Consider the following 19348-nt stretch of genomic DNA (forward strand, 5'->3'; position numbering starts at 1 on the left):
ATGGGCCTATGGCTGGACGTATCAGAACTCGGCCCAGCGCACTGAGGCCTTGGCCCAGTGGCAGCATCACTACAACTGCCATCGTCCGCATAGCGGCATCGGCGGTCTGCCGCCCATCTCCAGACTCAGTTCGTCAGGAAACAACCTCTTGACGATTCACACCTAGGCTGGTCGGAGCGGCACAGCGGCGGGTGGTCCACCCTGCTGACCCTGCAGATCCCGGTGGGCCTGCTGAGCCTGGCCCTGTGCCTCTACTTCCTGCTGCGCGGCAGACGCTGAAGCGCCTGTCGCAGGCGTTCCTCGTAGGCCTCGGCCAGGGCCGCGGGGGCCACCACCTCCACCTCGCCGGCATGGCGCAGCAGGTCCATCAGCAGCTCCGTGGCGTCCACATAGGGCACATCCAGCTCCCAGCGGCCGTCCGCCAGCCAACGGCTCCGCTGAGCAGGGTGCCATTCCTCGCGGGAGACCCACTGCGCCGCTTCGGCACTGAAGACCAGGCACGCCCGCTGCGGCCGCCCGCCCGCGAAGATGCCATAGCCCTGGTCCAGCTCAGACTCCAGCTGCTTCACCGCGACCGGGCGCGCCTTGTCCGGCGTGGCCTCGGCCGCCTCCACCGCATCCAGTGCAAAGCGCCGCAGGCCCTCGCTCTGGTGGCACCAGGCGTCCAGGTACCAGGTGTTGCGGTAGTGGACCAGGCGCTGCGGTGACACCACCCGCTCGCCCAGCGACCCCGCCTGCCCACCGCGCCCCCTCTTGCGATAGGACAGGCGCAGGCGCTGGCGCTTCACCAGGGCGCTGCCGACGGTCTCGAAATGCTCGGAGGGCACCCGACGCCGGGCGGTGGAGATGAGCTTGACCCGCCGCGTCAGCTCGCGGGACTCGGCCTCGTCGCTGCCCAGCATGCCGCTGAGCTTGTCCAGCATGGGCTGCAGGTGGCGGGTCAGCAGGCCGTTCTCGTCCAGGCTGGACAGCAGCTGGTTCATGGTCAGCAGGGCATGCAGCTCCTTCTCGCTGAACCACACGCCCGGCAGCTCGTGCTTCTGGCCGCGCCAGTCCTGGCTGAAGCGGTAGCCGTTGTCCAGGGCGTCGTACTCGATGGGAGCGTCCATGCGCTCGCGCAGGTACTGCAGGTCGCGCTTGAGCGTGGCCGGCGAGACCTCCAGCGCCTCCAGCAGCGTCGCGAAGCTGACGCACTCCTGGGCGCGGATCAGCATTTCGATCTTGTAGAAGCGCTCGGTTCGATCCATGGCCAGCGGCCCTCCCTGTCGTGGTTTTCCCCTGTTTCCGCTCGAAGCGCAGGTAGCTCATGCCTTGAGCTACCTGCATCGCACACTGTGCCACAAGGTCGCTGACAGATTTGTGGCGGCCAGCACTCCCAACCTTTGCAGGAGATGACCATGGCCCAGCTCAGCGCTTCGACCCTTCCCGCCGCCCCGGCCCAGCTTGACCTGGCCATGGACGAGGCGCCCGCCCTGCCCGCCGGCAAGCAGGTCGGCTTCGAGCTCGGCTGGGACCACGCCCGCCACGGCCTGACGCCGGCGGTGGAACACCTCTTCAGCGCCTCGCCCCTGCGCCAGGGCTGGCAGGCCGGCCACGCCACCTTCGGGCGCCGCACGCTGAAGGCCGGCGGCCACACGCAGCGCTGGCTGCAACTGCGCACCCATGCCTGGGCCCGCGGCCGCAGCTTCGAGACCACTCTGCTCACGCCCAACTACCTGCAGCAGCTGGACACCGGCCATTGCCCCATCAGCCGCCAGCCTCTCAACGACATCCCCGGCGACCCCTGCCAACGCAGCCTGGACCGCGTGCGCGACGATGCCGGCTATGCCGCCGGCAACCTGGCCATGATGAGCCGCCAGGCCAATGCCGCCAAGGGTGACCGGGACTTCGCCGCACTGCAGGCCGCAGCCCGGAGCCTGCAGCAGGGCCCGATCCGCCAGATGGGCGGGCTGGATGCGCAGGCCTGGCAACGCCTGGCCCTGCTGAGCAGCTTCGTGACGCCCCTGCCGCACGAGCAGGCCGCCGCCCTGCCCCTGCATGTGCTGCCGCCCAACCGACTGCGTCTCTTCAACCCCATCCAGGCCCTGCAGGCCCTGGTGACCCGCCAGTTCGCCACGCCCGGCTGGAGCCAGCGCCTCGCGCGCCTGGAGGCCCTGCTGCCGCAGCCGGACCTGCAGGCGGACTTCAACCGCTTCGTGCTTGCCTTCGTGCCGCGCGTGCTCCAGCAGCAGCAGCTGCAGGCGCCGCAGGACATCCGCCAGGCCCTGGAGGACGCCTGGGGCCACGCGCTGGTGCAGCGCCGCTGGACCCGCTTCGCGCTGCGCCTCACGGCCGCGCAGGCCGAGCAGCTGGTGCAGCGTGCTGCCGCCAAGCGCCTGTGCCCGGTGTATGTGCAGCAGCACGAAGTGCCCGCGGCCACCGAGGGCTGGGGGCTGGCCTGAGTCCAGAGAGCGTCCGCAGGAACGTCCTCCCCTCGCCGCTTCTTGCGCGGCGTCATTCCCATGTCATGCGAAGCTGGCAAAGTGCCGGCCGTCGACTCACCGGCTCCGTGCCAGTGCCAGACGGAGCAATACTCTCGCTCTTGCCTTCTCAGCCTCGCCCGGCGCATGCCCGGCGGGGCTGTTTTTTATGCGCCGCCATCGCCCCTTCTGCCCTCATGCCGGGGGGCCGCAGCGGTTGACGCCCGAGGCCGTCCCGCGAATGATGCGGCGTTGGCGCGCACGCGCCATTTGCATCACACCAGGAGACATCAGACATGCAAAGAGTGGCCATCGTGACAGGCGGCACCCGCGGCATCGGCGCCGCCATCGCCCTGGGCCTGAAGGACCAGGGTTACCGCGTGGCCAGCGTCTATGCAGACAACGAAGCCGCCGCCGAGGCCTTCCATGCGCAGAGCGGCATCCCCGTCTTCCGCTGGGATGTCTCCGACTACGAAGCCTGCGAGCGCGGCGTGGCCCAGGTGGAGGCGCAGCTGGGGCCGGTGGACGTGCTGGTCAACAACGCCGGCATCACCCGCGACGGCATGCTGCACAAGATGACCCTGGCGCAGTGGCAGGCGGTGATCAACACCAACCTGAACTCGCTCTTCAACATGAGCCGCCAGGTGATCAACGGCATGCGGGAGCGCAGCTTCGGACGCATCGTCAACATCGCGTCCATCAACGCCCAGAAGGGCCAGCTGGGCCAGACCAACTACTCGGCCGCCAAGGCCGGCGAAATCGGCTTCAGCAAGGCCCTGGCCCTGGAGAACGCCAGCAAGGGCATCACGGTGAACGTGATCTGCCCCGGCTATATCGCCACTGACATGGTCAAGTCCATGAAACCCGAGGTGGTGAGCAGCATGATCCTGCCGCAGATCCCGGTGGGCCGCCTGGGCACGCCGGAGGAGATCGCGCGCTGCGTGTGCTTCCTGGTGGCCGACGAAGCCAGCTTCATCACCGGCGCGACGCTCAGCGCCAATGGGGGCCAGTACATGGCCTGAGCGAGCGCCTGGGCGTCGCGAGGCTGGGGTGGCAATCCTGGCATTCAGCCCGGCAATCAGGCCGGCAATCCCTTGCTGAAGCGCTCCAGCGTGCCGGCAGAGTCCTGCAGGGCCACGTGATAGCCCCGCTCCTGGAACCACAGGGCCCAGTTCCGTGCGAGTTGCCGGTCTGGCAGCCAGGGCCCGGTGCGGTCCACATGGACGCGGTTTGCGCGGCGTTCATAGAACACCACGCGCCACATGCTTCCCGCGGATCCGAAGTTATAGCTGCTCATAAGCGGGCGTGAATCTATCAGATCGCCCCGGCCCGCACCGGCGCTCAGGTTCTCGATTCGTCAACCCATTCACGCAGGGTGCGTACACGCAGGCCCGGGTAGCGTGCGGCCTGCCGCGCAACATGGTTGCGCAGGGCCACCGACTCGCTCAGCAGCAGGCCGGCACCCGCCTCCAGGGCCAGACTCAGGGCCAGCAGCGGCCCCTGTGGCAGGCGGGCGGCGGCGCGCCCTTGCAGGGGCTTGCAGACCTGTGCATAGGGCAGCACATCGGCCAGCAACTCCTGTTGCTGCGCGGGCTTGAGCTTGAGCACCGGTGCGGCCAGGCTCAGCATCAGCAGCCGGGCCGTTTCCGCGCACACCAGCAGGGGCAGGCGCCCGTCCTGCCAGGCCTGGCGCAGCAGCGTGCCCTCGGCATCGTTGTGGAGCAGGACCTGCAGCAGCAGGGCGGTGTCCAGCACGACGCCTGAGGGTCGGGTCTTGCGTGACCGTGCCGCCGTGCGGCCCTTGCCTGCCGGCTCCTTGCCTGCTTTCGCCTGCACAGCCTTTGCGGTGCCCGCCTTCATGCGACGCGCCGTGCGCCTGCCGTGACACGCTGGCTCCGGCTGCGCGCACTGGCGGCCGCTGCGGGCTTGGCGGTCTTGCTCGATGGTTTTGCAGCCGTCTTGCGGACGGGCTTGGCCACCGCCGCAGCCGCCGGACGGGCACTCGATGGTTTTGCACGCAGGCCCGCGCCCGGCTTCTTGCGGGTCTCGATGATTTTGGCGCCGGCCTCAGTGGCAACTTTGGTGGCAACTTTGGCGCCGGCCTTTTTGGCGGCTCTGGCGGCCGTGGTGGCCTGCGTTTTCCTGACCCCTGGCTTCTTGGCCACCGCTTTTTTCGGGGCGGGGGTACTCAATGGTTTTGCCGCCTTGGCGCCGGCTGCCTTTTTGGGGGTCTCAATGGTTTTGACAGCCCCCATCTGCGTTTCAGCCCAGCTCAGGGCGGCCTCCAGCGTTTTTGGCGAGAGGGCCAGTTCGGCCAGCTTGGCCCTCAGGGCATCACCTCGCTGGATTCGCACGGGGGTCAGCACGATCTGGCCGCCCCGGGTCTGCACGTCGAAGTACTGCACCGGCCCCAGGGGCTCGGTCACGCTCTTGGGCAAGGTCAGTTGATTCTTGGCGGTAATCTTCGCGAGCACTTTTTGGAAATTCTGAAAGTAAGGAACCCTTACTTTACCCTGGATCACGCACTGATCCTGCGAGGAACTCGTTCGACCCACCAAGCCGACAGGGCCGATGAACACGGGGATCTCTCGAATCCGGATGATTGCCATGCTGCAGCTGAACGGGCGCGCGAAGGCAGGCGTTGCCGCCACGGCGGACCATCGATGCGAGGAAGCAGCGCGCGAGGTGAAGCCGCGCAAGAGGAAGGATGGCCGTCGACGATGGCCCAAGCCAGCGCCCTGAAGGCACGCGGATGCGGGGACGGCCTGCGGATGCGGAAGGCGGCGACCGAAGGCCTGGGCCCACAAGCCGTCAAGCCATCAAGCCATCGTGACGACGGCATCACACCCTGCCGCGAGGCAGGGCTCAGTCGAGGGACGAGGGCAAGAAGAGGGGGCGCCAGCGCAGCATGCTGGCTTCAGGCTAGGTGGCACGGAGGCTCACGGCGATCCGGCCGTGCAGGCGGCCTGGCAGAGGATCCATGCACAGGGGCCGCAGCGCTTGATGCGCATGTCATCGCCACGAGGGGCGATCCATTGCAACACCGGCTCTCACGAGCAGGCGCTGCAGAACAGTGTCTCAGACCAGGGAGCGATGCAGGCGCAGCTCTTCCAGGCGCACCGAGCCCACTTCGGTGGTCTTGGTGGTGTTGAGCTCGCGCTTGAAGCCGGCCAGTTCGAAGAAGCGCAGGGCGCGTTCATTGCGCAGATAGGTCCACAGCGTGACCTTGGTGCAGCCTTCTTCCTGCAGACCGTCGCGGGCCGCGTCCCACAGGGCCAGGCCCACGCCCTTCTCCCAGTGCTTGGGCGCCACATAGAGGGCCCAGATCTCGCCGGTGCTGGAGGGCGTGCCCTTGTCACGCGAGCGGTCGAAGCCGACAAAGCCCATCATCTCGTTGTCGATGTGCGCGACCATCACCTGGGGCTCGCACAGGTCGATGGCTTCGCGCCAGAAGGCCTGGCGCTTCTGCACGGACCAGCTGTCCAGCACGGACACCGGCAGCAAATCCTTGTAGGCGTCCTGCGCAGCGGCGACGTGGATCTCAGCAATGGCCTTGGCGTCACGCAGCGTGGCCGGACGGACCTGAATACTCGACATACAAAGAAACCAGCGGCAAATGAAAGACGAAGGGCGGGATTGTGGCGGGCAAAACTCAAAATAGAGCCGCTTGACAAGGCGATATTTTCAGGCGCGTTTTGGCGCAAAGGCCGCAGCCATGGGGCTTCGCAGCGAGGCCGAGGTCCTGGAGCCTGTCAAGCCTGCAGCGGCAGCACCTGCTGGGCACGCTTGCGCCAGACGTTGGCGTAGTCGCTCACGCAACGCTTCAGGGCCGTCTTGTTGGCCTTCTGCAGCCGCGCCAGCAGCTCGTGGCGTACAGGGGCCAGCCCCAGTTCCAGCTCGAACTGCCGCTCGATGTCGCGCTCCATGCGGATCAGCAGATGGGCGGTGGTCTTGGCATCGGCCAGGGCCCGGTGGGCGCGACCCATGTCCGGCAGCTCGTGCCAGCGAGCGAGCTGGCCCAGCTTGCAGGACGGCGCCTCCGGGTACAGACGGCGGGCCAGCAGCACGGTGCAGGCAAACTCGTGGGCCGGATCCGGATCGACCTCGGCCTTGCGCATCTCGAATTGCCAGAAGCCGCGGTCAAAGCCGGCGTTGTGCGCCACCATGGGGCAGCCGCGGGTGAACTCGGCCACCTCGCGCATCACCTGGTCGGCCGGCGGCGCGCCTTCCAGCATCTCGTTGCTGATGCCAGTCAGCTGCTCGATGAAGGGCGGCACGTGCACACCGGTGTGCATGAGGCTCTGGTACTCGCCGACGATGCAGCCACCCCGCACCAGCACGGCGGCGATCTCGGTGGCGCGACCGCCGTTGGCCGGGCCCAGGCCCGAAGTCTCGAAGTCAATGACGGCGACGGTCTCGCTCACGCCCAGGATTCCATTCACAAACAACGCTGCCTTCAATCGCCTGAGCCGGATGCCAGGGGCGGGTACTTCTTCGCATTGAGGGCCAGCTTGCGTTCCACCGCCGCAGCCATGTCGACCTGGCAATGGTCGGCGATCTGCAGCAGGTAGAGCATCACGTCGGCAATCTCCTCGCCCAGATGCACCCGCGTGGCTTCGTCCAGGGCCAGGGACTCCTCGGCCGTCTTCCACTGGAAGATCTCCACCAGCTCGGCGGCCTCCACCACCATGGCCATGGCCAGGTTCTTGGGCGTCTGGTAGGGCTCCCAGCGGCGCTCGGCGGCAAAGGCGCGCAGGCGGGCCTGGAGGTCGGCAATGTTCATCATGGGCCGCGAGTGTGCCCGCTGGCTTCGGCTGCGCCAAGCCCGGCAGGGACTTCAAGGAACGCCGAGCAACAGCGCAGGATTTTTTGCCGGGTTGATATCAACAAGACAAAGAAGAAATCTTTAATTCGTAGTCTTAGTAGAGGGCACCTGTTTCTGTGGATAAGTCAATTTTTCATTGATGAATCAACAGCTTGTGAACTAGACAACTGTGTGGTTGAAGCCCCGGTTTTCGGGCGGACGGTTTGACAACAAGTCCAGCGACTCCACCCTGCCCTGTGCACAAGCACCGCCTTGCTCAAAACTTGTCCACAGCCTTGTGCCTTTACAGCGGCCGGCTGGCTGCGCTAGGGCCCCTCAAATCTGCAATTCCACGTACAGATTTGTGCGAATTCCGGGCGCACCATGAGCGCATCAACCCGATTCACGAGGTGCTGCAATGGCGACCGTGTCCAAACCCCCCTTCTACAAGTCCCTGTACCTGCAGGTGATCCTCGCGATCCTCGTGGGTGTCTGCCTGGGCCATTTCGCGCCTGAAACCGGCGCGGCCATGAAGCCCCTGGGCGACGGCTTCATCAAGCTGATCAAGATGCTGATCGCGCCCATCATCTTCTGCACGGTGGTGGTGGGCATTGCGGGCATGGAGGACATGAAGAAGGTCGGCAAGACCGGCGGCCTGGCCCTGCTGTACTTCGAGATCGTCTCGACGCTGGCGCTGGTCATCGGCCTCGTCGTGGTGAACGTGTTCCAGCCAGGAGTGGGCATGAACGTGGACCCGGCCCACCTGGACACCAAGGGCATCGCCGCCTACACGGGCCCGGGCAAGATGCAGAACACCACCGAGTTCCTGCTGGCCATCATCCCCAGCAGCATGTTCGACGCCTTCGCCAAGGGTGAGATGCTGCAGGTGCTGCTGGTGGCCGTGCTCTTCGGCTTCGCCCTGCACCGCTTCGGCGGCCGCGGCACCCTGGTGTTCGACTTCATCGAGAAGAGCTCGCACGTGCTCTTCGTGATCGTGGGCTACATCATGAAGCTGGCCCCCGTGGGTGCCTTCGGCGCCATGGCCTTCACCATCGGCAAGTACGGCCTGGGCTCCCTGGTGCAGCTGGCCAAGCTGATGGGCAGCTTCTACCTGACCTGCCTGCTCTTCATCTTCATCGTGCTGGGCAGCATCGCCCGCGCACATGGCTTCTCCATCCTGAAGTTCATCAAGTACATCAAGGAGGAGCTGCTGATCGTGCTGGGCACGTCCTCGTCGGAATCGGTGCTGCCGCGCATGATGGCGAAGATGGAAAACCTGGGCGCCAAGAAGTCCACCGTCGGCCTGGTCATCCCCACGGGCTATTCCTTCAACCTGGATGGCACCTCGATCTACCTGACCATGGCCGCGGTCTTCATCGCGCAGGCCACCAACACGCCCATGAGCCTCACGCAGCAGCTGACCCTGCTGGCCGTGCTGCTGCTGACCTCCAAGGGCGCGGCCGGCGTGACGGGCTCGGGCTTCATCGTGCTGGCAGCCACGCTCTCGGCGGTGGGCGGCGTGCCCGTGGCCGGCCTGGCGCTGATCCTCGGGATCGACCGCTTCATGAGCGAGGCCCGCGCGCTGACCAACCTGATCGGCAACGGCGTGGCCACGGTGGTGGTCGCCAAGTGGACGGGTGACCTGGACACGGCGCAGCTGCAGGCGCGTCTCAATGCCGAGACCGAGCAGGAAGCCGAGTCTCCCGAGGCGGTGCTGGACCAGAAGACGGCGCACCTGTCGGCATGATGACAGCCTGGGGAGATCGAGCGATCGCCGGGCAGAAGGCCGGCACGATTGCTCCGTGTCCCCCGTCGCTGCCTTCCAGGCGACGGCTCCTCCTTTACCTGCGCAATCGCACCGTCCTTCTGCCCGGCTCATGCGGCACGGAGCGCAGGCACAAAGCAAAAGCCCCGGCCAACGGTCCGGGGCTTTTTGGTTCAGGCGATTCCTACGACCTTGTGCATCTGCACGGACAGCCGCCACTGCGGGTGGCTCATGCAGTAAGCCACCGCCTCGCGCGTGTGCTGCTTCTGCAGGAGGGAATCGAGGGGCTGCAGGAAGAAGTGCTGGAAGTCCAGCTGCTCGAAGCGCTCGGGCATGGCCAGCGGCTGCGGGTAGACCAGCTTCAGCTCGTGGCCCTTCGTGAGCACGATCTCGGCATCGGCCTTGGGGCTCACGCAGATCCAGTCCAGGCCTTCCGGGGCGGGCTGCGTGCCGTTGGTCTCGACGGCGATCTCGAAGCCGCGCGCATGCAAGGCCTCGATCAGCGGCGTGTCAAGCTGCAGCAGGGGCTCGCCCCCGGTGCACACCACGTAGGGGCGGCCCAGGCGGCGGCCTTGCGCGTCACGCGGCCAGAGGTTGTCGATGGCATCGGCCAGATCGGCAGCGGTGGCGAACTTGCCGCCGCCCTCACCGTCGGTGCCCACGAAATCGGTGTCGCAGAAATTGCAGACGGCGCTGGCGCGGTCCTGTTCGCGGCCACTCCAGAGGTTGCAGCCCGCGAAGCGGCAGAACACGGCCGGGCGACCAGCTTGCGCGCCCTCGCCCTGCAGGGTGTAGAAGCGTTCCTTGACGGCGTAAGTCATCGCGGCGGCCTCAGACGGGAATGAGTTCATCGGCCGCGGCGGCGCTCACCAGCGCGCCCGAGCCCCGGGTCTCGTAGAGGTCCACGCGATCGATCTGGGGCAAGACCTGGCACCCCTCGCGCAGGATCCAGGCGGCCAGGGAGGCGGTGTCGCTGTCGGCCAGCGAGGGGATCTCGTGCAGGGGGTGGTGGTCCAGGGCCTTGAACAGCGGGTTGAACAGCGTCTTCACGTCGCCGAAGTCCACGGTCCAGCCCATCACCGCGTCCAGCGGCGCAGAGAGATGCAGACGCAGTGTGAAGGTGTGGCCATGGATGCCGCGCTGCGGATGGCCGTCCGGCGCGCGCTTGAGCTGCACGGCGCTGTCCAGGGTCATCTCCTTCCAGATGCGGTAGTTCGCGCCATCGAAGTTGGCGCCGCTCGAACCCGTCTCGTAGACCGTCACCCACGACAGCTCGGGCAGCTGTGGGCGGATGCGGTCCCACAGCCAGGCGGAGATCACCTCGCTGGTCGGGTTGTGCAGGCCCTCGATCTCGTTGAGGCAGTGGTAGTTGAGCTGGGCATGGAAGGGGGCCCAGATCTCGTCGAGGTGGTCGTAGTCGATGCTGAGGTCGCGCTCGCCCAGGTCCTGGTTGGCATGCAGGATGACCTCGAAGCCATGGCCGTGCATGCGACCGCACTTGTGGCCCAGGGGCACATTGGGCAGCTGGTGAGCCGCCTGGAAGCGGTAGCGGCGCCAGACATGGGCCTTGCCGGAGACATCCAGGTCCACGCCCGAATGCGTGGTGCTCTGGATGCCCACCTGCTGGATGCCCGGCACGCCGAACTCCGTGGCCAGGCGCTGGCGGATCCAGCGGGCGATGTTCTCGTCCGTGGGGTTGTCGATCTGTTCGTTCAGCAGGCCGTGATCCAGGGGCGCCACGCAGGCGGCCAGGCGCTCGCGCAGCGCTTCCACCTCGCCGCCCGGGAAGGGCGCCCAGCCGGCGGGCAGATCGGCCCGCACGGTGGCGAAGTAGCTGTGGCCATGCAGGCCATGGGCGCGGTGCGAGGCCGGCAGTGCCGGGATGCGGCAGGCGGACTCAAAGCCCGCCGAGGCGCAGAAGAGCGAGGTGGTGTTCATCAGGAAGGTGCCAGCAAGGTGGCAAGAAGCGGGCCGGAAGCGGTCTTGAGGTCCGCCCGAAGGCCAATCCCCGATTTTTTCACGTCCCGTCTTTCAACAACAGTAGTTAAAGATCTTTATCTGGTAGGAGTAGTAGAGGACGGCAGATTCTGTGGACAAGTGCGCAAAGCCCTTTTGCGACAAGCACTTGCATCGCCAAAAAGCCTGTGCGCGCCACCCGGGATTGCATCCGCGCGTTTCGACAACAACTTCCCCAATCCGGTCCGGCCTGTGGATAAGCGCTGGCTTGTTCAAGAATTGTCCACAGCCTTGTGCCTTGACCCGCCCGCCGTGCCCGGGCATCGTGCCGCCCGTGGCTGCACAAGAAGGGACTTGAAGGCATGGAATGGCTGGCGGAACTGGCCGTGGAGCTGGTGGGTGAATTCCTGCTGGCCCTGGTCCTCGAGTTTGGCGGCCGTGCGCTGCTGGCGCCCTTCCGCGCCGAGCCCTCGCCCTGGGTGAGCTGTTCGGGCTACCTGTTGCTGGGCGCCCTGCTGGGCGGCCTGAGTCTGTGGCTGGTGCCGCATCAGCTGGTGCAGCAGCCGAGCCTGCGGGTGCTCAACCTTCTGCTCACACCTTTCGCCGTGGGCGCGACCATGGGCTGGATGGGGCAGTGGCGGGCGAAGAGGGGGCTGCGCGTGTTGCGCATGGATCGCTTCGCCTACGGCTATCTGATGGCGCTGAGCCTGGGGCTGGTGCGCTACTGCTGGGCTTCCTGAGGGGGCTGATGGCTGTTGCTCCAAGCATGCCGGCCTCCGAAACTGAAATTCCACACCTTGGAGAAGAGCGCTTGATCACCTGCCACGTCCGATACCTCCTTGACCCTGCCAAGCTTCCCGAGTTCGAGCACTATGCGAAGCTGTGGATCCCGCTGGTCCAGCAGTTCGGCGGCCAGCACCACGGCTATTTCCTGCCCGGCGAGGGCGCCAATGACGTCGCCCTGGCCCTGTTCTCCTTTCCCAGCCTGGCGGCCTACGAGCAGTACCGTCTGAAGTCCGCGGACGATCCCGGCTGCCAGGCGGCCTTCCGCCATGCTCAGGAGACGCGCTGCATCCGCAGCTACGAGCGGTCCTTCTTCAGGCCGGTGCTGGCCTGACGCTTGCTCGGCGGGGCGCCGGGCATTCAGTCGTCGACGGCCGCGGCACGCACTAACATCGCCACCATGTACCCCTGCCCCCGCTGCCACCACGACGTCTTCCGCTGGCGTGACAAATGGCGGGCCCTGGCTCGCAGGCCCCTGTCGTGCCCCGCCTGCCAGTCCAGCTGCTGGATGCATGCGGCGCCCGCGGACGGCTGGCTCGTGCTCGCGGTCCTGCTGGCCTTGTGCGCGGGCATGGCGGCCCTGGCGCTGCACTCGGCCACACCCTGGATCGCCGGCCTGGCGGTCTGGCTGCTGCTGCGGGCCTGGGATGTGCATCGGCGTCCCCTGCAGGCGAGGCCACCGCTGCCTGTTCCTCCTCCCAAACGCACCGGCGCCTGGGGTGCATTGGATCTGCTGATCCTGTACATCTGGTGGCGTTGAGGCGCGATGCCTTCCGCGCTCTCCCACCCCGCGGTGCCCCTGGCGCTTGCCCTGGCCCTGGGGCCGGCCCGCGTGCCACCCCGGCTGCTGGCCCTGGGCATCGTGGCGGCCATCCTGCCGGATGCCGATGCGCTGGGCCTTCGCCTGGGCATCGCCTACGAGTCCGGCCTGGGCCATCGAGGGGCCAGTCATTCCCTGCTGAGTGCTGCCTTGACGGGACTGCTCGCGGCAGGGGTGGCACCCGGGTTGCGCTGCGGGCGCTGGGCCGCCGCGCTCTTCGCCGCTGTCTGCGCGGCCTCGCATGGCCTGCTGGACATGGCCACCAACGGCGGTCATGGCGTGGCGCTGTGGTGGCCCTTCAGCGAGGAGCGCCTGTGGTGGCCCGAGCGCCCCATCGAGGCCTCGCCCCTGAGCCTGCGCCGCTTCTTCACGTCGCAGGGCGGCGCGGTGATACTCAGTGAACTGCGCTGGATCTGGGCGCCGGCCGCCCTGCTGGGCCTGTCCGGCTGGTGCTGGCGCCGGCGTGCTTCGAGGACCTCACAATGACATCGTTCCATCACCAACGCCTGATCCCAGCCACGCCCGCGCAGGTCTTCGCTGCGATCGCCGACCCTGCACGCCTGGCGCGCTGGTGGGGCCCGGCGGGCTTTCGCAACAGCTTCCAGCATTTCGACTTCCGCGTCGGCGGGCGCTGGCAGTTCACCATGCACGGCCCCGACGGGCGGGACTATCCGAATGAGTCGGCGTTCCTGCACATCGCGCCCGACCTGGTGAAGCTGCGCCATGTCTGCGCGCCCTTATTCGAGCTGAGCATCGGCCTGCAACCCCAGGGCCAGGGCACGCTGGTGGACTGGCTGCAGGTCTTTGACGATCCCCAGGTGGCGACGGCGGTGCGCGCCATCGTCGAGCCGGCCAATGAACAGAACCTGGACCGCCTGGCCGCCGAGCTGGCGTCCGGTGCCGAGCCTGCCTAGGGACCGGCCGATTCCCGCGTGAGCCCAGCGGCCACGCCACCCTGACCCTGCCAAGGAGCTTCGCGATGAAACGAGTGACCGGCCTCGGTGGCCTCTTCTTCAAGGCCCAGGACCCCAAGGCCCTGGCGGCCTGGTATGAACGCCACCTGGGCATGAAGGTGGAGCCCTGGGGCGGCGTGGTATTCCGCTGGGCCGACGATCCCGCCGGCACCGAGGGCACCACCATCTGGAGCCCCTTCGCCGCCGACAGCGGCTACTTCGCTCCCAGCGCCGCGCCCTTCATGCTGAATCTGCGCGTGGCCGACCTGCACGCCCTGCTGGCTGCCTTGCGGGCCGAGGGCTGTCAGGTCGACGACAAGGTCGACGAGTCCGAGTACGGCAAGTTCGGCTGGGTGGTGGACCCGGAGGGCAACAAGGTGGAGCTGTGGGAGCCGCCGGCGGGGCGTTGAAGCACACTCAGACGTACAGCGCCGCCTCCAGCCCCGGCTCGCACTGCGGCCACAGGGCCAGGCCGCCGGCCAGGGTGTAGGCGGCCTCGTGGCCCAGGCGGCGCAGGGCGCGGGCGGCCTGCTCGCTGCGGTTGCCGCTGCGGCAGAAGAAGACCACCGGCGTCTCGGCCGGCAGGGCCAGCCACTGCGGCAGCTGGTCGACCAGCACCGACAGCGGCACCGCCTGCAGCCGCACCTCGCCCAGCTCGGGCAGCAGGCTCAGGCGCTGCTCGTAGGGCTCGCGCACATCCACCAGCAGGGCCTCGGGATGCTGGCGAAGCAGCTGGCGCAGGCCCCGGGCGTCGAGCTCCGGCGCGGCCTCGGGCCCGCTGCAGACGCGGGCGCCGCAGGCCATGGTCTGGTACTCGGTCAGGCCCAGGCCGCGCTCGAACTCGGCCTTGGCGCTGGCCAGGCCCAGGGCGTCCAGGCTGCCGTTGAGGGCGCCGGCCAGCAGGGGCTGGTGGGCGGCCTCGGTGCCCAGGGTGGTGGCGAAGCGGTTCTCGTAGTCATGGCCCGGGGCCAGCAGGGTGCCGGGCTGCAGGGCATCGGCCAGGCGGCGCAGGGAATCGCGCAGGGCCAGGGGTTCGCTGACCGGGAAGTCCGTGCGGCCCAGGGCGCCGGGCATGACGGTGTCGCCGACAAAGGCCACGCGCACCTGCGTGCCCTGGCCCAGCAGATAGGCGGTGGAGTCCGCCGTGTGCCCGGGCAGGGCCAGGCGGCGCAGGGTCTGCTCGCCCAGGGGCAGTGCGTCGAGCCCCAGCGGCCAGCCCAGGGCGTCGACCTCGGCATGCAGCAGCCGGTCCGGCAGGGCCTCGCGCAGGGCCTGGCCGGAGGAGGCATGGTCGCCGTGGCTGTGGGTGTCCAGCACGGCCAGCAGGCGGTAGTCCTGGCAGCGCAGCAGGCGTTCCAGGCGTTCGTTCAGCTCGGGCAGGGGGTCGATGACGATGGCAGTGCGGCTCGCCGGATCAGCCAGCAGCCAGCAGCAGGCGCCGTCCACCACATAGCGGGTGATGGGGGTCAGCGGCGTGCCCTCCTGGGCCACGGTCCCGGTGAGACAGCTCTCGCGCAGGGACTCGCCACAGGCGCGGATGCGGGCGCAAGCCTCGGCGATCAACTGCTCGTCCACGGCCGGGCCGAAGGACAGGCGCACCGCCGCGGCTGTCTGCCACTCGGGCAGTCCCATGGCCTGCAGCACGAAGCTGGGCTGGGCCTTGGCCGCGCTGCAGGCGGAGCCGCCGCTGACGCGCACGTCGGCCGCGTCGAACAGGTCCAGCAGCAGCTTGGAGCTGAGGCCGGGCACGGCGAAGTTGAGGGTGGTCGGCAGGCTGAGGTCCAGCGGGGCATTGAAGACCAGCCCGGGGAAGGCGGCCTGCAGCGTCTCGGCCAGGCGATCGCGGTAGCGGGCGAGTGTGGCTGCGTCGCGGAAGGTCTGGCCGTCTTCCAGGGCCGCCAGCACTGCGCCCAGGGCGGCGATGCCGCTCATGTTCTCGGTGCCGGAGCGCAGGGCGCCTTCCTGGCCGCCGCCGGCCAGCAGGGGCGTCACCGGCGCGCCCTCGCGCACATAGAGCAGGCCGATGCCCTTGGGCGCGTAGAGCTTGTGGCCGCTGAAGGGCGCGTAGTCGATGCGGCGGCTGGCCAGGCGCATCTCCAGCTTGCCCAGGCCCTGCACGCCGTCCACCATCCAGAAGGTCCGGCTGGCACCCAGGGCCTGCTCGATGCCGTCGAGGTCGCTCACCACGCCGGTCTCGTTGTTGGCGGCCATGGTGCAGACCAGGCCGGCGCGCGGCGCCTGCAGGGCCAGCCAGGCGAGGTCGTGGCGGCCGTCGCGGCCCACGGGGATGGCGCGCACCTCCAGGCCCAGGCCCAGCAGCTCGTTCCAGTGCTTGAGCGCCTCGGGCACGGCCTTGTGCTCGGTCGCGCCGTACAGCAGCAGGCTGCCGATGGACTCGCCCGCGTCACGCCGGGCGCGCAAGGCACGCAGGGCCGACAGCACCGCGGTCTGGATGCCCTCGGTGGCGCCGCTGGTGAAGAGCAGCTGGCCAGCCCCGGCGCCCAGCAGGCGCTGGGCACGGGCCCGCACGGCGTCCATCAGCGCGCGCGCCTTGAGGCCCGTGCTGTGGATGCTGCTGGGATTGCCGAAATCCTCACTCATGGCAGCCAGGGCGGCGGCACGGGCCTGGGGCAGGACGGGCGTGGTGGCGTTGGCGTCGAGATAGATTTCCATGGGCACGTGAGCAAGGCGGGGCCGGAGGCGATGGGCACCGATTCTCCGCGAAGCGCGGCCGGCTTGACATGGGTCAGTTGCCGGCAGGGTCTCGGCACGGTCCTGGAGAGGGCTCCCCAAGGGGCCGCGGCCGGGCGACGAGCGCTCCTACAATCCGGCCCGCCCCTGCCGCCGACCCTGCCCCGCCCTTGCATTGCGGCGCGCGAGCAGGTTCATACTCCCCTGCCACCTTCACCGGAATCCGCTGTGTCCGACCGCCTTGCCATCCTGTTCCAGTACCTGCTGCCCAAGCAGGCCCTGACCTCCCTGGCCGGCCGGGCGGCCAACGCACGATGGGGGGGGCTGACCACCGCGGTGATCCGCCGCTTTATCCGGCGCTACGGCGTGAACATGGCCGAGGCCGCCAATCCGGACCCGGCGGCCTATCCGACCTTCAACGAGTTCTTCACCCGGGCCCTGCGTCCGGGGGCCCGACCGCTGGCGGTGGCGGACCTGCTCTGCCCGGTGGACGGCGCGATCAGCCAGTTCGGACGCATCGAGCGCGACCAGATCTTCCAGGCCAAGGGCCACCACTTCAGCACCACGGCCCTGGTGGGCGGCGACGCCGCCCTGGCCGCGCGCTACGAGGACGGCCACTTCGCCAACGTCTACCTGAGCCCCAAGGACTACCACCGCATCCACATGCCCTGCGCCGGCCGCCTGCTGCGCATGATCCATGTGCCGGGCGATCTGTTCTCGGTGAATCCGGTGACGGCTCGCGGCGTGCCCGGCCTCTTCGCCCGCAACGAGCGGGTGGTGTGCGAGTTCGAGCGCCCCGACGGCGAGCGCTTCGTGATGGTGCTGGTGGGGGCGACCATCGTCGGCTCCATGGCCACGGTCTGGCATGGCGTGGTCAATCCGCCCCGGCCCGGCCAGGTGCGCGAGTGGCGCTACGAAGACCAGCGCATCGAGCTGGCCCAGGGCGCCGAGATGGGCCGTTTCCTGCTGGGCTCCACGGTGGTGATGCTCTTCCCCAAGGGCCCGCTGAAGTTCAACCCCGCCTGGCTGCCGGCCGGCCCGGTGCGCCTGGGCGAGGTGATGGCCGACTGAGGTTCAACGCTGCGGGGACTCGATGCCCACGTAGCCTTGCGGCGTGTAGCGGGCGCCCTGCACGGCCTCGGGCGCGAACAGGGCGTCGAGCCGGGCCAGCTGACCGGCGTCCAGCGTGCGGCGCGCGCCGTCCCAGTTGGCCTGCAGATGGGTCTCGCGGCGCATGCCGGGGATCACATGGGCATGGGGCTGGCGGCTCAGGATCCAGGCCAGAGCCAGCTGCGCCGGCTTCATCTGCCAGCCCTCGGCCAGGGTTGAAAACTCGGCCACCAGCGCACGGTTGTGAGCGCCTGCTTCGCCGCTGAAGCGCGGCAGCTGGCGGCGGAAGTCCTTCGCGTCCAGCTGCTCGGTGGGCGGCAACTCGGCGCTCAGCAAGGCCCGGCCCAGGGGGCTGTAGGCCACAAAGGCCACGCCCAGGGCCTGGCACAGGGGCAGCATTTCCGCTTCTGCGCCACGCTCCCACAGCGAGTATTCGTTCTGCAGTGCCGCCACCGGGTGCACGGCGTGGGCACGGCGCAGGGTGTCCGCCGAGACCTCGGACAGGCCGATGGCGGCAATCTTGCCGGCCGTCTTGAGGGCCACGAGGGACGCCATCAGCGCCTCGATGGGCACGGCCGGGTCGCGGCGGTGCACGTAGAACAGCGGCAGGCACTCCAGCCCCAGCCGGCGCAGGCTGGCTTCGCAGGCGCTCGTCACGTAGTCCGGCGAGTTGTCGATGTTGCGCTCGTAGGTGCCCGGTGTGCGGCGGATGCCGAACTTGGTGGCCACGCAGACGCCGGCTCGTTCGCCGGGTGCCAGGCCGGCCAGGAAGCGGCCCAGCAGGGTCTCGTTGTGGCCCGAGCCGTAGGTGTCGGCCGTGTCGAAGTGGCGCACGCCGCGGTCGTAGGCCGCGCGCAGGGTGTGCAGCGACTGCTCGTCGTCGCTGGGGCCGTAGAACTCGCTCATGCCCATGCAACCCAGGCCCATGGCGGGCAGCTGGAATCCGGCGAGGGGGCGAAGCCATGTCATGGGGTGATCCTTTGCAGATGAGGTGTTGAAGAAGGAATGCCGGCATCTTCTCCACCAGCCATTGTTCAGACAATCCACGCAGTGCTTCACGGCCTGTGCAGTCCTGATGAACAATCAGGCGATGAACACCGCCACCCCGGACCTCGGCCAGATCCGCCTGCTGCTGGCCGTGGCCGATGCCCCGGGCTTTCGCCGGGCGGCCCTGCAGCTGGGACTCAGTCCCTCGGCCCTGAGCCAGGCCATCAAGCGCCTGGAGGCCCGGCTGGGCCAGCCCCTGCTCCTGCGCAGCACCCGCAGCGTGCGGCTCACCGAGGCCGGTGAGCGCCTGTGCGCCGCCGCCCGCGAGGCCCTGGGCCGCCTGGACCAGGCCTGGCAAGACCTGACCCCCTCCGCCCTGGCCCCGGGCGGCCTGCAGGGCCGGCTGCGGCTCTCGGTGCCGCGCAGCGTGGCCCGGCTGATGATGGGGCCGTTGCTGGCCGCCTACTGCCGCCGCCATCCCGGGGTGCAGCTGGAGCTCAGCACCGACGATGCCCTGGTGGACATCGTGGCCGCCGGCTTCGACGCCGGCGTGCGCTTCAGCGAGCGCCTGCCCCAGGGCATGGTGGCCCTGCCCCTCAGCGCGCCGCAGCGTTTCGTGGTGGTGGGCCGCCCGGAGCTGATCGCCACGGCCCCGCCGCCCCGGCAGCCACAGGACCTGGCCCGCTGGCCCGGCATCCGCCAGCGCTTTGCCAGCGGCGCGCTGTTCGAATGGGAGTTCCGGCAGGGCCGCGAGACACGGCACTTCATGCCTCCCGGGCCCCTGACCGTTGACGACCAGGCCGTGGTGCTGGCGGCCGCGCTGGAGGGGGCGGGCCTGGCCTATGTCTACGAGCAGCTCGCCCGCGAGGCCCTGGCCCAGGGCCGTCTGCAATGCCTGCTGCCCGAGTGGTGCCCGCCCGGCACGGCGGTGGAGCTCTACTACCCGGGGCGGCGCCAGGCCAGCCCTGCCTTGCGTGCCCTGATCGAGCTGGTGCGCGAGACGGCACCGCGGTCCTGAGG

Annotated in this window: 23 protein-coding genes; 12 read left to right on the forward strand and 11 right to left on the reverse strand. The window is 68.7% G+C overall.

What is annotated here, in order from left to right; all coding sequences use genetic code 11:
• Nucleotides 1-166: integrase core domain-containing protein (locus ABDJ40_RS21785; protein WP_347613004.1), on the forward strand; the 166-nt coding region annotated here is incomplete at its 5' end.
• Between the two features lie 85 nt (nucleotides 167-251).
• On the opposite strand, the gene ABDJ40_RS21790 is transcribed toward ABDJ40_RS21785, so the two are convergent.
• The gene (locus tag ABDJ40_RS21790) at nucleotides 252-1247 is read right to left on the reverse strand and encodes a helix-turn-helix transcriptional regulator (protein ID WP_347612837.1); all 996 of its coding nucleotides are present in this window, start codon (nucleotides 1245-1247) and stop codon (nucleotides 252-254) included.
• Between the two features lie 150 nt (nucleotides 1248-1397).
• Between ABDJ40_RS21790 and ABDJ40_RS21795 the strand changes: the two genes are divergently transcribed.
• Complete coding sequence (locus ABDJ40_RS21795; protein ID WP_347612839.1) at nucleotides 1398-2441, forward strand: hypothetical protein; 1044 nt, start codon at nucleotides 1398-1400, stop codon at nucleotides 2439-2441.
• A gap of 314 nt (nucleotides 2442-2755) precedes the next feature.
• Nucleotides 2756-3481: an acetoacetyl-CoA reductase gene (gene phbB / locus ABDJ40_RS21800; RefSeq protein WP_347612841.1), complete on the forward strand. Its 726-nt coding sequence runs from the start codon at nucleotides 2756-2758 to the stop codon at nucleotides 3479-3481.
• Nucleotides 3482-3537: 56 nt separating this feature from the next.
• Here the strand turns inward: phbB and ABDJ40_RS21805 are convergent, their stop codons facing one another.
• The 6 genes from ABDJ40_RS21805 to ABDJ40_RS21830 all read right to left on the reverse strand — a co-directional run bounded on the left by ABDJ40_RS21805 (nucleotide 3538) and on the right by ABDJ40_RS21830 (nucleotide 7242).
• Nucleotides 3538-3756, reverse strand: a complete 219-nt coding sequence (locus ABDJ40_RS21805; protein WP_347612844.1) for a hypothetical protein — start codon at nucleotides 3754-3756, stop codon at nucleotides 3538-3540.
• Between the two features lie 44 nt (nucleotides 3757-3800).
• Complete coding sequence (locus tag ABDJ40_RS21810) at nucleotides 3801-4319, reverse strand: hypothetical protein (RefSeq protein ID WP_347612846.1); 519 nt, start codon at nucleotides 4317-4319, stop codon at nucleotides 3801-3803.
• A complete protein-coding gene (locus ABDJ40_RS21815) occupies nucleotides 4316-5068 on the reverse strand; it encodes a hypothetical protein (RefSeq protein ID WP_347612849.1) in 753 nt (250 codons plus the stop codon). Before ABDJ40_RS21815 ends, ABDJ40_RS21810 begins: the two co-directional genes overlap by 4 nt.
• 469 nt (nucleotides 5069-5537) lie before the next feature.
• Nucleotides 5538-6056, reverse strand: coding sequence for a GNAT family N-acetyltransferase (locus ABDJ40_RS21820; protein ID WP_183102481.1), 519 nt, complete (start codon nucleotides 6054-6056; stop codon nucleotides 5538-5540).
• Nucleotides 6057-6211: 155 nt separating this feature from the next.
• Nucleotides 6212-6883, reverse strand: a complete 672-nt coding sequence (locus tag ABDJ40_RS21825) for a 3'-5' exonuclease (protein ID WP_347612850.1) — start codon at nucleotides 6881-6883, stop codon at nucleotides 6212-6214.
• A gap of 32 nt (nucleotides 6884-6915) precedes the next feature.
• Nucleotides 6916-7242, reverse strand: coding sequence for a nucleotide pyrophosphohydrolase (locus ABDJ40_RS21830; RefSeq protein WP_347613005.1), 327 nt, complete (start codon nucleotides 7240-7242; stop codon nucleotides 6916-6918).
• Nucleotides 7243-7681: 439 nt separating this feature from the next.
• Between ABDJ40_RS21830 and ABDJ40_RS21835 the strand changes: the two genes are divergently transcribed.
• Entirely contained in the window at nucleotides 7682-9010 is a 1329-nt protein-coding gene (locus tag ABDJ40_RS21835; RefSeq protein ID WP_183102479.1) for a dicarboxylate/amino acid:cation symporter, read from the forward strand.
• 191 nt (nucleotides 9011-9201) lie between these two features.
• Here the strand turns inward: ABDJ40_RS21835 and queE are convergent, their stop codons facing one another.
• Entirely contained in the window at nucleotides 9202-9849 is a 648-nt protein-coding gene (queE, locus tag ABDJ40_RS21840; RefSeq protein ID WP_347612853.1) for a 7-carboxy-7-deazaguanine synthase, read from the reverse strand.
• Nucleotides 9850-9859: 10 nt separating this feature from the next.
• Nucleotides 9860-10966, reverse strand: a complete 1107-nt coding sequence (locus ABDJ40_RS21845; RefSeq protein ID WP_347612854.1) for a 6-carboxytetrahydropterin synthase — start codon at nucleotides 10964-10966, stop codon at nucleotides 9860-9862.
• A 380-nt stretch (nucleotides 10967-11346) separates the two neighbouring features.
• Here ABDJ40_RS21845 and ABDJ40_RS21850 point away from each other — a divergent pair, with 380 nt between their 5' ends.
• From ABDJ40_RS21850 to ABDJ40_RS21875, 6 genes are all read left to right on the forward strand, one after another.
• On the forward strand, nucleotides 11347-11724 hold the full coding sequence (locus tag ABDJ40_RS21850) for a hypothetical protein (protein WP_347612856.1): 378 nt from the start codon (nucleotides 11347-11349) through the stop codon (nucleotides 11722-11724).
• Nucleotides 11725-11795: 71 nt separating this feature from the next.
• Nucleotides 11796-12101, forward strand: a complete 306-nt coding sequence (locus ABDJ40_RS21855) for an NIPSNAP family protein (RefSeq protein WP_347612857.1) — start codon at nucleotides 11796-11798, stop codon at nucleotides 12099-12101.
• 66 nt (nucleotides 12102-12167) lie between these two features.
• A complete protein-coding gene (locus ABDJ40_RS21860) occupies nucleotides 12168-12527 on the forward strand; it encodes a hypothetical protein (protein ID WP_347612860.1) in 360 nt (119 codons plus the stop codon).
• Between the two features lie 6 nt (nucleotides 12528-12533).
• Nucleotides 12534-13073, forward strand: coding sequence for a metal-dependent hydrolase (locus ABDJ40_RS21865; protein WP_347612862.1), 540 nt, complete (start codon nucleotides 12534-12536; stop codon nucleotides 13071-13073).
• Nucleotides 13070-13501: an SRPBCC family protein gene (locus ABDJ40_RS21870; RefSeq protein WP_347612864.1), complete on the forward strand. Its 432-nt coding sequence runs from the start codon at nucleotides 13070-13072 to the stop codon at nucleotides 13499-13501. The genes ABDJ40_RS21865 and ABDJ40_RS21870 overlap by 4 nt, the downstream gene beginning before the upstream one ends.
• A 65-nt stretch (nucleotides 13502-13566) precedes the next feature.
• A complete protein-coding gene (locus ABDJ40_RS21875) occupies nucleotides 13567-13950 on the forward strand; it encodes a VOC family protein (RefSeq protein ID WP_269630692.1) in 384 nt (127 codons plus the stop codon).
• A gap of 7 nt (nucleotides 13951-13957) precedes the next feature.
• Here the strand turns inward: ABDJ40_RS21875 and ABDJ40_RS21880 are convergent, their stop codons facing one another.
• Nucleotides 13958-16213, reverse strand: a complete 2256-nt coding sequence (locus ABDJ40_RS21880; protein ID WP_347612866.1) for an aminotransferase class V-fold PLP-dependent enzyme — start codon at nucleotides 16211-16213, stop codon at nucleotides 13958-13960.
• A gap of 246 nt (nucleotides 16214-16459) precedes the next feature.
• Between ABDJ40_RS21880 and asd the strand changes: the two genes are divergently transcribed.
• A complete protein-coding gene (asd, locus tag ABDJ40_RS21885; RefSeq protein ID WP_347612867.1) occupies nucleotides 16460-17302 on the forward strand; it encodes an archaetidylserine decarboxylase in 843 nt (280 codons plus the stop codon).
• Nucleotides 17303-17305: 3 nt separating this feature from the next.
• Here the strand turns inward: asd and ABDJ40_RS21890 are convergent, their stop codons facing one another.
• Nucleotides 17306-18310, reverse strand: a complete 1005-nt coding sequence (locus ABDJ40_RS21890) for an aldo/keto reductase (protein WP_347612869.1) — start codon at nucleotides 18308-18310, stop codon at nucleotides 17306-17308.
• A 121-nt stretch (nucleotides 18311-18431) separates the two neighbouring features.
• Between ABDJ40_RS21890 and ABDJ40_RS21895 the strand changes: the two genes are divergently transcribed.
• Nucleotides 18432-19346 carry a LysR substrate-binding domain-containing protein gene (locus ABDJ40_RS21895; protein ID WP_347612871.1) on the forward strand — a complete coding sequence of 305 codons (915 nt, stop codon included), beginning with the start codon at nucleotides 18432-18434 and terminating at the stop codon, nucleotides 19344-19346.
• The last annotated feature ends 2 nt before the right edge of the window (nucleotides 19347-19348 follow it).

The organism is Roseateles flavus (assembly GCF_039872765.1).
Taxonomy (GTDB): Bacteria; Pseudomonadota; Gammaproteobacteria; order Burkholderiales; family Burkholderiaceae_C; genus Roseateles_B; species Roseateles_B flavus.